This window comes from Psychrobacter sp. JCM 18900, assembly GCF_904846625.1.
In the GTDB taxonomy this organism is placed as follows: domain Bacteria; phylum Pseudomonadota; class Gammaproteobacteria; order Pseudomonadales; family Moraxellaceae; genus Psychrobacter.
This window is the reverse complement of sequence record NZ_CAJHBL010000007.1, coordinates 140,152-155,873: the sequence shown is the minus strand read 5'-3', so window position 1 is coordinate 155,873 and position 15,722 is coordinate 140,152. Positions and strand designations below refer to the sequence as shown.

At 42.3% G+C, this 15,722-nt stretch carries 15 protein-coding genes; 3 read left to right on the top strand and 12 right to left on the bottom strand.

Features of this window, described 5'->3' with window-relative positions; all coding sequences use genetic code 11:
* Positions 1 to 458 precede the first annotated feature (458 nt).
* Positions 459 to 1,373, bottom strand: coding sequence for a CDP-diacylglycerol--serine O-phosphatidyltransferase (pssA, locus tag JMX96_RS12870; RefSeq protein ID WP_227511196.1), 915 nt, complete (start codon positions 1,371 to 1,373; stop codon positions 459 to 461).
* Positions 1,374 to 1,399: 26 nt separating this feature from the next.
* Positions 1,400 to 2,287 (bottom strand): 23S rRNA (adenine(2030)-N(6))-methyltransferase RlmJ, encoded by an 888-nt coding sequence (locus JMX96_RS12865; protein ID WP_057758888.1) that lies wholly within the window; start codon positions 2,285 to 2,287, stop codon positions 1,400 to 1,402.
* Positions 2,288 to 2,428: 141 nt separating this feature from the next.
* On the opposite strand from JMX96_RS12865, the gene JMX96_RS12860 reads away from it, so the two are divergent.
* Both JMX96_RS12860 and dapE read left to right on the top strand, forming a co-directional pair.
* Positions 2,429 to 3,184: a 2OG-Fe(II) oxygenase gene (locus JMX96_RS12860; RefSeq protein ID WP_201569500.1), complete on the top strand. Its 756-nt coding sequence runs from the start codon at positions 2,429 to 2,431 to the stop codon at positions 3,182 to 3,184.
* 62 nt (positions 3,185 to 3,246) lie between these two features.
* On the top strand, positions 3,247 to 4,464 hold the full coding sequence (dapE, locus tag JMX96_RS12855; protein WP_201569498.1) for a succinyl-diaminopimelate desuccinylase: 1,218 nt from the start codon (positions 3,247 to 3,249) through the stop codon (positions 4,462 to 4,464).
* A 142-nt stretch (positions 4,465 to 4,606) separates the two neighbouring features.
* Here the strand turns inward: dapE and JMX96_RS12850 are convergent, their stop codons facing one another.
* The 6 genes from JMX96_RS12850 to JMX96_RS12825 form a co-directional block, all read right to left on the bottom strand.
* Complete coding sequence (locus tag JMX96_RS12850) at positions 4,607 to 5,110, bottom strand: GyrI-like domain-containing protein (protein WP_191114814.1); 504 nt, start codon at positions 5,108 to 5,110, stop codon at positions 4,607 to 4,609.
* Positions 5,111 to 5,175: 65 nt separating this feature from the next.
* Positions 5,176 to 5,385, bottom strand: coding sequence for a Fe-S cluster assembly protein IscX (gene iscX, locus JMX96_RS12845; protein ID WP_021812734.1), 210 nt, complete (start codon positions 5,383 to 5,385; stop codon positions 5,176 to 5,178).
* Between the two features lie 175 nt (positions 5,386 to 5,560).
* Positions 5,561 to 6,097 (bottom strand): acyl-CoA thioesterase, encoded by a 537-nt coding sequence (locus JMX96_RS12840; RefSeq protein ID WP_201549342.1) that lies wholly within the window; start codon positions 6,095 to 6,097, stop codon positions 5,561 to 5,563.
* A 279-nt stretch (positions 6,098 to 6,376) separates the two neighbouring features.
* On the bottom strand, positions 6,377 to 7,777 hold the full coding sequence (locus JMX96_RS12835) for an NAD(P)(+) transhydrogenase (Re/Si-specific) subunit beta (RefSeq protein WP_102092432.1): 1,401 nt from the start codon (positions 7,775 to 7,777) through the stop codon (positions 6,377 to 6,379).
* Positions 7,774 to 8,112 carry a proton-translocating transhydrogenase family protein gene (locus JMX96_RS12830; RefSeq protein WP_197707696.1) on the bottom strand — a complete coding sequence of 113 codons (339 nt, stop codon included), beginning with the start codon at positions 8,110 to 8,112 and terminating at the stop codon, positions 7,774 to 7,776. The genes JMX96_RS12835 and JMX96_RS12830 overlap by 4 nt, the downstream gene beginning before the upstream one ends.
* Positions 8,113 to 8,227: 115 nt before the next feature.
* A complete protein-coding gene (locus JMX96_RS12825) occupies positions 8,228 to 9,379 on the bottom strand; it encodes a Re/Si-specific NAD(P)(+) transhydrogenase subunit alpha (RefSeq protein WP_165596760.1) in 1,152 nt (383 codons plus the stop codon).
* 497 nt (positions 9,380 to 9,876) lie between these two features.
* Here JMX96_RS12825 and yaaA point away from each other — a divergent pair, with 497 nt between their 5' ends.
* The gene (gene yaaA / locus JMX96_RS12820; RefSeq protein WP_201569496.1) at positions 9,877 to 10,689 is read left to right on the top strand and encodes a peroxide stress protein YaaA; all 813 of its coding nucleotides are present in this window, start codon (positions 9,877 to 9,879) and stop codon (positions 10,687 to 10,689) included.
* 94 nt (positions 10,690 to 10,783) lie between these two features.
* Here yaaA and JMX96_RS12815 read toward each other — a convergent pair whose 3' ends face one another.
* The 4 genes from JMX96_RS12815 to JMX96_RS12800 form a co-directional block, all read right to left on the bottom strand.
* Positions 10,784 to 12,388, bottom strand: a complete 1,605-nt coding sequence (locus JMX96_RS12815; RefSeq protein WP_201569494.1) for a hypothetical protein — start codon at positions 12,386 to 12,388, stop codon at positions 10,784 to 10,786.
* 481 nt (positions 12,389 to 12,869) lie between these two features.
* Positions 12,870 to 13,538: a glutathione S-transferase family protein gene (locus JMX96_RS12810; RefSeq protein WP_227677049.1), complete on the bottom strand. Its 669-nt coding sequence runs from the start codon at positions 13,536 to 13,538 to the stop codon at positions 12,870 to 12,872.
* 25 nt (positions 13,539 to 13,563) lie between these two features.
* Positions 13,564 to 14,742, bottom strand: a complete 1,179-nt coding sequence (locus JMX96_RS12805) for an aromatic amino acid transaminase (RefSeq protein ID WP_201569490.1) — start codon at positions 14,740 to 14,742, stop codon at positions 13,564 to 13,566.
* Positions 14,743 to 14,760: 18 nt separating this feature from the next.
* Positions 14,761 to 15,678 (bottom strand): DMT family transporter, encoded by a 918-nt coding sequence (locus tag JMX96_RS12800; protein ID WP_227677048.1) that lies wholly within the window; start codon positions 15,676 to 15,678, stop codon positions 14,761 to 14,763.
* Positions 15,679 to 15,722: the final 44 nt, after the last annotated feature.

The following is a 15,722-nucleotide window of genomic DNA, read 5'->3' as shown; positions in this document are numbered from 1 at the left end:
TATCATGTTTTAATAGTCTGTCAACTTCTTTTTTTTAATTTGTTTCAACAAGTTAACTGGGTTATTAATGTGTAATCTACACACTAGCTACTTCCAGCTCGTCTTGATGAGGTGCGTATTATAGACGCTATATTTATTTAGTCAAGAAGTATTTTCTATTTAATTCAAACAATTTACATCGTCCAAATCAGTAAGCCACTTCCCTTTCAACTGGGTGGCATTATACGGAGTTTTAGATAGAAAACAAGGAAACTCTATAAATAATCTCAGTTATTTTCTATCAGTGATATCGTATTAACCTAACCCATTGTTATCGCTATCAAACTTTAAATACTGTCTTTTATATTTGTAGATTGATCTTGTTTACAGTGGCTGACGTACTTCAGCAGTATATATAGCGCGTAAAAAAGGAACTTACCTGACGGTAAGTTCCTTTTTTTAAAACCTAAATACAGCGTTTAGCTTTTCACTTTCGTTTTAATCGTAGTCACGATACCTGATAGTGCATAGATAATACCAATCGCTAAGATACCAACAGGAATATCATAGAGCACGATGCTCATGACTAGCACCCCAATGATAAGCACTACAAAAGGCACTTTCTTTTTATCAAATTCTTTAAAGCTATAGTATTTGACATTACTGACCATCAGTAAACCACAAGTGACGACCCAAGCCGCAAACAGTAGCATGACGGCTGTATCGTATTGACCAATCCACTCGTTATGATCGACTGCAACCATCACAGCGGACGTCACCAATATGGCAGCAAGTGGACTTGCCAAACCAACAAAGTACTTTTTATCGACGATGCCGACCTGAACATTAAAGCGTGCAAGGCGAAAAGCAGCACAAGCGGTAAAAACAAACGCACAGCCAATGCCGATACGACCCAATGGCTCTAAAGCAAAGCTATAAATCAAAATAGCAGGGGCAACGCCAAACGCTAGCATATCTGCTAAAGAGTCGTATTGCTCACCAAATGGACTTTGCGCATTAAGCATACGTGCGACACGTCCATCTGCGCCATCAAGAATAGCGGATAAAAAGATAGCCAAAGCTGCCTTATAGAACTCGCCTTGGGTACTCGCCAAAATCGAGTAAAAGCCTGACAGTAACGATAAGGTTGTGATCAGATTGGGTGCCAAATAGACACCGCGACTAACCACTCTCTTACCTTCGGCTACTTCAGCTTCAATCACCTCAAATGTCAAACCATCATAGCTGTCGTTATCCGCTAGACGGATATTAAACTCATGCTCATCAATAAACGGTGGCTGAGTCGCTGCATTATCTTGCAGCGAGCCGTCGTTTAGCGATGAGTTATTCAAAGGTGCATTATTCGGCTGGCCGATAGGTGGCTGAGTCGTCATCTTAATATCCTTATTGGCCGTTATTGCTATTCGCCGACGAGCCAGCGCACATTGGTCGCACTATCAGGCGTCAAGTTTGGCGCGTCTTCTACTTTTAGTACTGGCTGTAAGAAACGTAATATCTCACGTGCATGGTTATCAAATTGCCATGGCGGATTGATAACCAGTAGACCTGTACCGTTCAGACCAACCGCAACATCATTAGGATAAATGTTTAGCTCACAAACCAGCTGACGTCTCATTTCAGTACGTTTGAGCTTTTTATAGAAGAGCTCTACGGCTTCGATGTTTTTGATTGGGAACCAAAGCGCATAAGTACCTTGTGGCCACTTGTTATAAGCCGCGACCAATAGGTCGATAAGGCGCGTAAAGTCTTTATGCTCTTGCTCATAAGGGGGATCAAGGAAAATCAAACCGCGCTTTTCTTTTGGTGGAATAACAGCGGTGATACCTTCAAAAGCATCACGATGCTGGATACCAATTGGCAACTTATGTAGCTGATAGTTCAACGCATCGTATTCAGTCGCTTTGGCTTCAAAAGCCTCAGCACGCACACCAGCATCAGGCTTTTTAGCGGCGGTTTTTTCGACGTGATGGGCCACCCACCATGGCGAACCAGGATAGACTTTATTGTCATAAGTGAATTTGGCTTGCTTGATGCCTTCCATATAATCTTTGACAGCAGCTGGTGCCTTTTCGGTATCTGCTTTCAGAAAAGCTTGAATACCGCCTTTGGCCTCACCTGTTTTGCGCGCTTCTTCACTGCTTAGTGAATACAGTCCACGACCGCCATAAGCGTCAAGCACATAAAAAGGTTTGTTTTTCTGCCCCAGTTGATTAAGCAGTTGTACCAATAAAATGTGTTTAACCACATCAGCAAAGTTACCAGCGTGGTAGGCGTGTTTATAGTTCATAATCTCAAAAGTTTAAATAAGAAAAATTGCATCTATGGTAGCATAGGCAGAGTAAAAGATAATGTGGTTTTAGTAAGTGCTTTCAATAAAAACGCATTGAATGACGGTATATTGACAGCTGATTGATAATAATGAGATGAAATGACGCAGATTATTAGCAACCTTAACAAGACAGCGTTGGTCGTTGATCATCCGATAGGTCAGGATAATCCACCATTACTGCTGCCAGATACTCATGATGTTAGCCAAGAAATTCCTACTCAGCACGTATTGCAAATGTCTGACTTTGCGGTGGACTGGGAAGATAAGCTGACGGATAAACAGCTCGACACCTTTGTTACTGATGGTTGGCTCATTATTGATGATGTATTCAATAGTACTGCCTTATTAGCACTACAGGCAGAAAGCGGTTTTATTGACTATCGTGATGCAGAGCTGACCGCTGGTGTTCGCATCAGTGATATTCGCGGTGATAGAATACGCTGGATTACTGAAGACTTTTTTGCAGGCTACTATTACCTGCAAAGCATCAATGCTTTGGCCTCGCTATTCAATCGTAGTTTATTCGCTGGTATTCGCCATAGTGAAGCGCATTATGCGTGCTATCCAACTGGCTTTGGCTATCAATGGCACAGTGACAACCCTGCTGAACGTGATGAACGTGTTATTTCGGCAGTGTTTTATCTCAATGATAATTGGGAAGCAACCGATGGCGGCGCGCTAGAAGTCGTGGATAAACATGGCACGCACCATGAAGTGATGCCAGTTGCCAATAGACTGATTATTTTTGATAGTGATTTACGTCATCAAGTACAAATCGCGCATCGTCAACGCTACTCTATCGCTACTTGGATGCGCCGTGACGGTCTTGTACCCTTTGTCGAAGTAGCCGTTTAGCATTTAACCTCTACTCTTTATTTATATTTACCATCTTAATTTATTATACAAAAGGCTTATCCATGTCTGACTCTCATAACCAATTAAGCGCGTCTCAACACACGACCCATCAGCAAGAAACATTAGACTTGAGCATTGCACTGTTAGAGCGTCCTTCAGTGACGCCCGATGACGATGGTTGCCAAGATATGTTGTCAGCACGGTTAGAACAGGCAGGCTTTGATTGCGAGTTTATGTATTTTGGTGATAGAAAACAAAGCGGTGAACATGCCGAAGTTAAAAATTTATGGGCACGCCGCGGTACTACCGATCCAGTGATTTGCTTTGCTGGACATACTGATGTCGTACCAACAGGTGACGAAAAAAACTGGACCTACCCTCCGTTTACTCCAACTATCGCTGATGGGTATCTGTGGGCACGCGGTGCCGCCGATATGAAAACGGGTATTGCAGCTTTTACTGTTGCAGCCGAACGCTTCGTCGCCAATCATCCTGAGCATAATGGCTCGATTGCCTTTTTGATTACTTCAGATGAAGAAGGCCCGTCAATAAATGGTACGGTCAAAGTAATCGAGACTTTAGAAGCTCGTCAAGAAAAAATCACCTACTGTCTCGTTGGTGAGCCATCAAGTACCGATACGTTAGGTGATATTATCAAAAACGGTCGTCGTGGCTCATTGGGCGCAGAGCTTACTGTTACAGGTAAACAAGGCCATGTCGCCTATCCACATCTAGCATCTAATCCGATTCATGCGGCGATGTCTGCCCTTGCTGAACTGACGTCTACCGCATGGGACAATGGCAATGACTACTTCCCAGCCACGTCATTGCAAATATCAAATATTAACGGCGGCACTGGCGCAACCAATGTCATTCCTGAAACGCTAAACGTGGTTTTTAACTTCCGTTTCTCAACTGAAACGACTGAAGATGAACTAAAGGCAAAAACGCATGCTATCTTTGATAAGCACTTTGCCAACAGTAAAGCGAGCTACGATATTCATTGGAAATTATCTGGTCAGCCGTTTTTGACCCCTGAAGGAAAACTGGTTTCGGCATGTCACAATGCCATCAAAAAAGTTACTGATGTCGATACAACGCTATCTACTTCTGGTGGTACCTCCGATGGACGCTTTATCGCGCCAACTGGTGCCCAAGTCGTTGAACTGGGTGTGCGTAATGCGACGATTCATCAAGTAGATGAAAAAGTAGAAGTCGATGATCTAGGAAAGCTTGCGAAGATTTACGAAGGCATTTTGGAAAATTTGTTGCTAGATTAAATGTAGTATTAATTGCGACTGTCTAATTGATGACATCCGCTCAAAGAAAAAGCGCTACCTGATTTAGGTTAGCGCTTTTTTTGTCATTGTTTTTGTCGATAATGGGTCGAGCAGCTTAAGTTACTTAAGCCAATTACTAATTTTACTCGATACCAATATAGACATCAACTTGACCGTATTCTAAGTTACCACCGATATAATGCTCAAAATCTACATTAAAAGTGCGGGTATGCTCGCAATCTGGTGCATTGAAATACTCCCAAGCACTTTCCCATGCATTCATCACAGTGTTAGGCATATAACCTTCTTCAGAAAACACCAAGTACTTTCCTGCAGGAATATCAACCGTCACTACGTTACTAGCATTGGCTACACTGTCGCTTTCTGACTGAGCATCTTGCTCGCTGGCTACTTTCCAACTGGCCACAACGTCAAAGGCTCCTGCCAGATCATCGCTTTCATAGTTGTGATAGACACCATAAATGTCTTCACCTTCAGGGAGTTCACCCGCATGATTTTGATAAAACTTCTGCCATAATCTGCCAAGCTTGGCAGTGTCATGGCTTATCTCAGCGTTATTAGTGGTACGAACGCTGATACCGCGACAAGCTATCGCTTCTGGTAGCTCTTTAATTTGTGAGGTCATGATGCGGCCTTTTTTATCTGTTTATTTAGTTTTCTGTTTGTAGCAATGCTGGCATATCGAATCGATTAATCTGCTTCATCAATCCAATTCATTTGAATGGCTTCTAGGATGCCTTCATTTGATTTTTGTGGATCATCATCAAAGCCTTCAAGCTCAGTTACCCAGCGATGCAAATCAGTAAAACGAATATACTGCGGATCTGTTTCTGGGAATTTTTCATAAAGCTCAATCGCGATATCTAAGCTGTCTGTCCATTTTAATTTTTGTGGGGTCATAACGGTACCTTTTTTTAGTCGTTTTGAGAATCATCATCTTAAAGACGATACCATCGTCCTAATACTGATGACTTGATGGGCTCTATCCTACCAAAATTCAGCAAATGATTATAGCCAAGTTATTTTACGATGCTATTTTTCAATACTGGGTTTCAATACTGGTTTGCGATGTGGCTTAGGCTGATTTAGTCGATTTTACCGCGACTTGATGCTCATTCCATGTATTAATGGTGTCTGTTAATTGCTCGCCCATCATATCTAATACTTCTGGTGTTCGCATACCTTTACTATCTGTAAAAACAAACTTAGTCATACCAACACCCATCAGCTGATTTTTAACAAAAAACCGATGCTCAAAATACACGTATTTATGATCCCATCCTGCGACTGCACTGCTAAGCGTCATTTTATCCAAAAATTTAATTTGCTTAAGATAAATCATCTCTTGCATGGCAATCACCCAATTGAGCGACTTGATGCCTTTTTCGTGACAGCACGCCTTTACCCAACGTGTCACGTTTAGCTCAATAAATGATAGATAACGATAATTGGGCAAATGATCGCGAAATCCCATATCGTGGGGCAAAATTCGATAATGACGGACGGTCGGTGCAGTCAATGTCTCTAGACTGATAGTTTCGCTCGTCGATTGATGCTTGAGCTGTTGTTTAAGTAAGCTGACCATAATAAAAAAACGCAGTAGCATATTCATAAATCTTTCTCTTATTTCATCGTATTTATAATTGGTAATCGTCTATCGTTAAAGCTATTCAGATGGGTTAAAAGGTTAATCAGGTGCATACCGTATAGTGAGTATATAAAGCACAATTGATTTTGTGATCATTGAAAAACCAACTCTAGTTGGCAATAACCTCAGTCTATAGTCAGCTCATAAATGTCGCCCACTTTAACGCAAAAAAAGCCACCTCAGTGACTTTCTTTATCTAAAACTTATCTGCAAATAATAATGGTTAAAAACATAGCTTAGAGATTAATGACCGCCGCCATTGATAGTACGTACCATCTCTTCTACCATTTTCTTGGCATCACCAAAGATCATCATCGTTTTGTCCATGTAGAATAAGCTGTTATCCAGACCAGCATAACCGGTACTCATTGAACGCTTGATAACCATAACCGTCTGAGCTTTGCTGACTTCTAGAATCGGCATACCGAAGATTGGAGAAGTAGGATCATCTTTCGCAGATGGGTTCACAACGTCGTTTGCACCAATAACCAAGACCACATCTGTACTCGCAAAGTCTGAGTTAATCTCGTCCATTTCTAAAATATCATCATAAGGTACATCAGCTTCAGCCAATAGGACGTTCATATGACCTGGCATACGACCAGCAACTGGATGAATGGCAAAACGAACATTCACACCTTCTTCTTTTAATAGCTCATATAGCTCTTTTACTGCATTCTGTGCACGGCCTTGTGCCATACCATAACCTGGTACGATGACCACGCTGCTAGCATTAGACATGAGGAACCCTGCGTCTTCTGCTGAGCCTGCTTTGTAGTTCTTCGGTGCACCATCATCGCCGCCTGCGGCAACAGCTGACGTACCCATCCCACCAAACAAGACATTAAGTAGTGAGCGGTTCATGGCTTTACACATGATGTAAGACAAGATCGCACCTGATGAACCGACCAGCGAACCCGCGATAATCAGCATCGAGTTGCCAAGCGTAAAACCAATGCCTGCTGCTGCCCAACCTGAGAATGAGTTCAGTAGTGATACGACTACTGGCATATCACCGCCGCCAATTGGGGCAATCCACATCCAACCAAAGATAACCGCAATCACTGCCATCGCATAAAATGCTGGTAATGAATCAGTGACGAAATACACCCCGCCGAAACCAATCATCGCAATGAATAATAGCGCTTGAACCGGTTTTACCCAGCCGCCAACCAATGTTTTCGCCCAGCTTTTCGCTGCCAATTTACCAAAGGCAAAGACTGAGGCTGAGAACGTAATCGCACCGATGAAGCAACCGATAAATAGCTCGATGCGAGCAACGGCACCATGCTGCTGTTCAGTGTGTAATACCGTCGCAAGTGCAATCGCAACCGCTGCCAAACCGACGAATGAATGCATCAAAGCAACCGTTTCTGGCATTTGCGTCATCGCGACCGTTTTTGCCTTCCACATACCAACAAGAGCACCCAATACCATCGCACCGATGATCAACCAAAGCACAGGGCCTTCTGCTAAGAAGAACGTCGTGACGACAGCAATTGCCATCGCTGCCATACCAAAACGGTTGCCGCGAATCGCTGTCTTTGGGCTAGACAAACCACGTAACGTTAAAACAAAGAGGATAGCGCCGACTAGATAGAACCAATCTGCATTTGCCGCAATCATTGTTGAAAAGTCGTTCATGCGTCACCTCCGGCATCAGTGGTTGCGACTGGTGCTTTTTTCACTTTCGGTTTGAACATTGCAAGCATACGCTCAGTCACGGCAAAGCCACCAAAAATATTGATACTGGCTAAAAATACCGCGAAGGCACCAAGCAAACTGGTCGGTGTAAACATTGAACCATCAATCGTGACGGTCTGTAGCATCGCACCCACGATGACGATACTTGATAAAGCGTTGGTTACCGCCATCAATGGCGTATGTAATGCAGGCGTCACGCCCCAAACCACGTAGTATCCGACAAAAATAGCGAGCACAAATACAGTGAAAATCGCTACAAATGGTGTGCTACTCATGGCCGCACCGGCTGGCGCTGCAGCTAAAATAGTGGCAATCATCTAATCCTCCTAAAAATTTATTCATTACTGGCAAATGTGTAGTGACAAAATATGTGGTAATAGACTGTTCAAACTAGCGTTTGGCTAGTCGTACCTGACTGTCATGTGTCACTGCCAGTGCGCCCTGAATCTCGTCTTCCATGTCTAAGTTAAGTGCCAAGCTAGCCGATGCATCATCGCCAGCAGGTGCAATCAATGTCGTAATAAAGTTAACAAGGTTATTGGCATACAAATCTGAAGACTGTGCGGCTAGCATAGATGGGATATTGGCGGCACCAACGATACGTACGCCGTTGTCTGTGGTGATGGTTTCGTTAGGCACACTGCCTTCGACGTTACCACCTGTGCCAGCCGCCATATCGATCAGTACGGAACCTGCTTTCATTTTGGCAAGCGTTGCGCCATGTACCAAACGCGGTGCGTTACGACCAGGGATTTGCGCCGTGGTAATAACGATGTCAGCGTTGCTCAATGCTTTGTCCACGACAGCCGCTTGATCTTTGACATATTGCTCTGATGGCGTCCATGCATAACCACCGGTAGACTTGGCTGTTTCAGCCTCCTCTGCACTCATCGGCACATCAAGCCATTTACCACCGAGTGATTCCACTTGCTCGCGAGCGGTCGGACGTAGGTCACTGGCTTCTACCACTGCACCCAAACGCTTTGCTGTCGCAATCGCTTGTAGACCTGCAACCCCAACACCTAGGATAACGACTTTGGCTGGCTTAACCGTACCCGCTGAAGTCATAAACATCGGGAAAGGACGCGAATACTCATTGGCCGCGAGCAATACGGCTTTATAACCAGCAAGGTTGGCTTGTGATGACAATACGTCCATATTTTGTGCGCGTGACAGTGTGCGAGGCAATAACTCCATTGCAAAGACTGTCGCGCCTTTGGCTGCATAAGTGTCAAGCTGAGTGTTGCGATACGGGTCAAGCATACCAATGACAATCTGACCAGACGACAAGCTTTCAGTGGCTTCAGCTGGTAGGTCATTGACGGTGGTAATAATCTTAGACTGGGTAATCACCTCGGTACGACTACTGGCAATGTCGGCGCCCGCAGCCTGATACAACTCATCAGCATAGTATGCTGCTTGGCCTGCACCTGACTGAATGACGACTTCAAACCCAAGTTTACGCAATTTTTTGACTGCGTCTGGGGTTATGGCTACACGGCTCTCGCTCGTGATATCTGCACTGATTACACCGATTTTCATACCGTCTCCTTACTTACGTCCAATGACTATATTTACGTCTCACGACTACCTTTAATACCCTCAACGCACATCTAAAAAGCACAGGGGACAAAACCCTTTGATCATGATTAATCCATTACAGCGACCAAAGGTTATCAATTTAATAAATGATAGCTACTTTACCATCATGCCTTTTTATTATAGAGATATCGTTCGTCAAGTTTCATTGTCTAATGATGACCCACAAGTAAAATAAAAATTTAGGTATTTACACCATTGGCATACTTTTTGTTGGTATATTAAAGCCTTTTATTTTTCCAAAAAACGCTTAAGCCTTATAGATACGGGCCTACATTCATTTATTTCCTAATTCTAAATCCATCTTTTTGTTAAAAATATAACGTCAATAAACATAAAGTAAGCAAGGTGAAGTCAAGTTCCACCCATGCATACCGTATAATAAGAATACTTGACACTCGAAAAAACCCGTCATCGACTCATTATAATAAGGAATAACCATGTATTTTTTGCTTTCCCCTGCAAAATCTCTGAACGAAACAGACGCTATACCACTAAACTTAGGTAACTATTATAGTCAGCCCGAGCTAATCGAGCGCTCACAAGAATTGATGAAAGTACTGAAGTCAAAAGAGCCCGTTGACCTACAAGAATTGATGAGTATATCTGACGATTTGGCTCAGCTTAATGCTACGCGCAATCAACAATGGCATTGGAGCGAAGCGCAACCATTTACTAACGATGCCTCTGATAATGCCGCTAAGCCTGCAGGCTATTTATTCGATGGCGATGTCTATACTGGACTTGATATGTATCATATGGACAAAGATACCGCTACTTATGTCAATGAGCACTTAGGTATTTTGTCTGGACTGTATGGAGTACTAAAGCCACTAGATCTGATCCAGCCATATCGTTTAGAGATGGGCACCAAGCTGAAAAATGAGCGCGGTGACAATCTTTATGAGTTTTGGGGTGAGGAAGTGACTAACGTTATCAATGCGCGTATGGCTGACAGCGATGACAAAACATTGGTTAATTTAGCTTCTAATGAATACTTTAAGGCGGTAAAAAAGAAAGCACTGAAGGCAGATATCGTCACGCCACGATTTGAAGACGAGAAAAATGGTCAATACAAAGTGATTAGCTTTTATGCCAAAAAAGCCCGTGGACTAATGGTGAAATATGCTGCTGATAATAAGCTGACCAATGCTGAACAGCTAAAGCAGTTTGACTTGGCAGGATATTACTATTGTGAAGACGCGTCTGATGATAAGACGTGGACGTTTAGAAGGGATGCGGCGGATCAGTAACTTGATATAATATGAGTCACAATTATAAAAAACCCATCATAAGCCGAAACTTATGATGGGTTTTTCATTCTCCAACTACTAAACATTTTAGGTCCTATACTCTAAAGCGCAACTTATCCCTTGATACATCAAGTACCACTGTTGCATTATAAACATTATAGGTATGGAGACGATCAATATCTGTCTCCCAGTCCGGTTGAATATAACGTACAAAGGTTTCCTTATAAGAGGTCAGTGTCAACTCTTCTACTAGATACAAAGCAATCCTACGCCCGTATCTAATGGTTCCATCTTGAGCAGTGCGAAATAACTGACCATTTTTTCGAAATAGTGCTCCCGCTAGTCGTGAGCCACGCACATCAATCTTGAAAGGTGCACAAGGATGAATGACCCAGTTATCTGATTCTAAGCTGTCAGAAGTATAGATATGCAGCTCTAAATCTATTGTCATATTTGACACTGAACCATGCGTTGTAAAAAGATACCATAATCCATTGTGCCCTATGACTGCACTATCTGCTGCCTGAACGCCCGAAACTAACTCTTTAACTTTCTTCCACTTTCGGGGAAAATCTACTGCCTTCAATAAGTTGATACAATGAGTATCTGCAGCTTCTGGAATCATATATACCGCACCCTTATGCTCAAACACATTGGGAAAGCTTAAGTGCGTGCTAATACCTAAATCTGCGGGACCAGTGTCAATAATTTGACGGTTTTTATTTAGTTCTATCCACTCTATTCGACCAATATTCTCTTTATAGTTCAAGCTTTCAAAAAATATGTAACGTCTTGAGTCGTGTTCAATATAAAAGGGATCAGCCCAAAAGCAGCCTTTCGCAGGCAGTATCTCTGTGTATGTGTGTATTGGTTGATCAACAGATCCAATAAAGAGGCTCCACTGATTGAGATAAAAACTCTTATAAAAAGTTTTGACAGTATAGTATTTTAAGAATCTAGGTAAGTGTTTGATGGTCATTGATAAGTCAGGTTTATGATGAACCGTGTGTTCGTCAGTTGTCTTGATAGACTTTCCGGTATTAACTCCAACTCTATTCCTGTGGAAGTACCAATATAATATCGATGCTGCTATCCCATTTGACTTACGCTTAGTTAAGTTATAATCCCAGTAAAATAACGTGCCATAACCTTCCCCTACTACTTTATCTACATTAAGGTGTTCATTTAATAATTGCAAAGTAACGACGCTACTTTCCCATTGTTCAGCAAACTGCCAATATAACGTAGGCTTATCATGTTGTATTGCATTGTTGCCATAATGAAAAAAAAGCACGCCATTTTTTGTAATACTTAAAATTTTTCCTGTCAGCGCTCCGAAACCAATATTAAGCAGGTAATCTAAATCCGCAGCTTCGATTTTCTCAATCACTGAATCTTCAATTTCTTCAGTGTACTCACCCTGCTTCGGTATAGACATGATAGTAGACATTGAGCCATTTTCTGATAAGTCGTGGATAGAATAATGTTTAGCATTACTCTTAGTTCGAGAAAGAGAAGAGAATATTTTTTGATTAATTAGGGGAATAGACTTTAGTACACTGCGTTTTTGTTTTATATTTCGTTGAATAGCGATACAAACCTCGACAACTCCTTCATCCACTAATGACTTAAGTGGTTCAAAGTTGTACCACGCCAAGGTCTTATCTTCTACAAGGATTCCAAGTCTAATCTTCTTCATCGTGATCACATTAAATGGCACACGATATTTTGCGCATTCTGATCCGCAACACGTGTCCAAACTCCTTTTAAGTAAAATGTCATTCCATTATATATTCAAATAATAGCATATATAGTAGTACATGTTAAAAGAAACTCACCATTAAAATTAGACACAAAAAAGTCCTGCTATCTTTCGATAACAGAACTTTTAATAGCCAAATAGACTTTATGACAAAATCATACTTTTAGCGAAACGCGATTCATCGAGAAAGGTGAGAAAATGGTCAATATAAAGTGAAGTGCTGAACAGCTAAAGCAGTTTGATTTGGCAGGATATTATTACTGTGAAGACGCGTCCGATAATAAAACGTGGACGTTTAGACGAGATGCGGCGGATCAGTAGCTTGATATAAAATACATTTATTACATTCAATAGAAGCGTTGCATTCAGTACTTCTAACCCAGTCATCCAATATCTTTTAGTTGAACATATGAACAGATCACAACAACCCTTCTTGTGTCATCATTTCTTGTATCGAGGCACGGTTTAGCATGGCTTGATAATGTGCGTTTAGGTGTGTCCAATCCTGTGCTCGACTCGCATATCGCTGACTCCAGTGAGCAATCATAAATAAATGAAAATCAGCCCCACTTAATTGATCGCCTAACAACCATGGACCATGACTCGCCAATCCCTTTTCAATAATATCCCAGCAGTGGGTTAGCACATCATTCGCTTTATCTTTCACTTGCTGCAAATTGTGCTCGTCACTGATGTACTGCTCGGGATGTGCCCAGTGATTAGCGGCTTCTTGCAGTGTAGAAGACATCCAAAACAAATACTGGTAATAGACACCGCGCTTAGGGCATCCTATATTAGGTGCTAGCCCAGACTCTGGTTGTTGATCTAACACATACATTAAAATTGCCGCAGACTCATAAACAACCTGTCCTTTATGCACTAACGTAGGTACCTTACCATTTGGGTTAATGGCTAGATATCCAGCTGATTTTTGCATGTTTTTAGACAGGTCTATTTCTATCATTTCATAAGACGCGCCTAGCTCCTCAAAGACAGCATGGGTGGCCATATTGGCACCACCCTTGTCCCAATATAAAGTATAAATAATCGTGTCCTTCTTGCTGTGGCAATTAATAGATAAAACCATTGCACTGAGTTATAAAGATTATTCTCTAACGTGAAATAATCGACATGATAGCGTCCGCTAGTTGAGGGATTTCCGTCATTTTCAAACCGGCAATATTGATTCTGCCATTTGGCATGCCATAGATAGCGAACTCATCTTGCAACATGAGCATTTGACTCTCTGTTAGCGGTAATAGAGAAAACATGCCTTTTTGATGCGAAATATCCAAAAACTCTGCAGGTGCACCCCTATCTTTTAATGCTGCGCCTAATGCTTGGCGAATAGTATCTACCCTACTACGGTAGCTTGCCAGCTCGACTAGCCAAGCGTCTGGTTTGTCTAGCAAATAAGAAGCCACTGCGGCACCGTGATTGGGCGGCATAGAATAGTTGGCACGTGTGATGGTTTCTAAAAGTGTCTGTATATCTGCGTGACGCTCATGGTTCGTCGTCATCACCGTAGCAATACCCGTACGCTCGTTGTACAGCCCCATATTTTTTGAACAGCTGGCGGCGATAAATGCAAAGTCAGCGTCTTCGATCATTAGACGAAGACCTGCAGCATCGGTATCAGGATCATCGCCAAAACCTTGATACGCCATATCAATAAACGGGACAATATTTTTCTGTTTACATTTATCAGAAAACAGTTGCCACTGCTCTAAAGAAGGATCTATACCGGTAGGATTGTGGCAGCACGCATGTAATAACAACACGTCTCCTTCTTTTGCTTTTTCTAGCGCGGCAAAACACGCATCAATATCTAACTGACCATTTTTATTTTGCCATGGATACGTATTAATCGTTAACCCAGCACCTTCCATCAGCGGACGATGATTGATATAGCCAGGGTTACTGATCCAAACGGTTGCATCTGGAGAGAGCGTGGCGATAAAGTCAGCAATGAGTCGTAGCGCCCCTGATGCCCCAACCGTCTGAATCGTGCATTGGTTTTTTAGACTTGGACTGTCACCCAGTACAAATTTTGCCATTTGCTGGTTAAAATTAGCGTTACCCGATAACATGCCGTAAGCCTTTGAATGCGCTTGGTGAGCAAGATGGATTTCTGCGTCTTGCACGGTTTTCATCACAGGTGTATTGCCATGCTCATCTCGATAGACACCAACCAATAGATCTATTTTATTTTTACGCTGGTCAGCGCGAAACCTACCTAACAATGCCCACAGTGGATCACCATTGATAACAGGCATATTATCTAACATCATGATACTTCCTTAATTAATTTATTGCGCTCGATTGGACAAAATGACACCAATGGTACTGAGTACGATGCCGCATATCATAATAACTGATAGAGACTCATTGAGTATCAGCGTAGCCAGTATAGCGGTTAATCCGGGTGACAAAGAGCCAAGTAATAAGGTACGAATGGAGCCTAGCTGTTTAACCGCATAAGAAAACGCAATGGTTGATACTACCCCTACACCAAGTCCTTGTACTAGGATAAACGGAAGCGCGTCATCAAAAGATACAGACCCTATATTCGTCTCCACGATACCAGACAGAACCATCATCAATGTCAGAAAAAACGAGGTATAAGAGAGCACGATCGCGATAGCTATTGGACTCAGTTTGGTGCTTTTTAACCCTAAGGTATAACCCGCCCAAATCAGGCTTGCCATCAGTAATAACCCCACACCGTACAGAAGACTATTAGGTATTGACTGTGCACGCCCGCCAATCATAGTAGCGATACCGAAGAGAATAAGAATTAATGCGGCAAATTTTCTTAATGATATTCGCTGGCGATAAAAAACAAAAGACAATATTGCGGCAAAGAAGACTGGCGTACCTGTCAAAATAGTACCAACGTAAGCTGCTGGCACTGTACTTGCACCAAAAGCGGCTAATAAAAGAAAAGGCACGCCACCAAGTAAAACGAACATGATATCTGGCAGTCTTATGTTTTTGACTTCATTCAAACTAGAGAGTACCCAAGGAGTCAACAAAACCAGCGGTACACTAAAGCGAATAAGCATGACATCGGCAATAGTTAGCGACGATGCTCCAACCGCTCGTACAGTCAACGCAAAGCCTGACCAAATCAATAATACGACGCTCATCGCCACATAGCCTTTGGTTAGTGGCGACATTACAAACAAAGGATTTTTGCGCGATGAGGGATGGAATATCGTATTCATAGTCGTGTCTTATGCTGGTATACAAAGACCAATTATCGATTAAA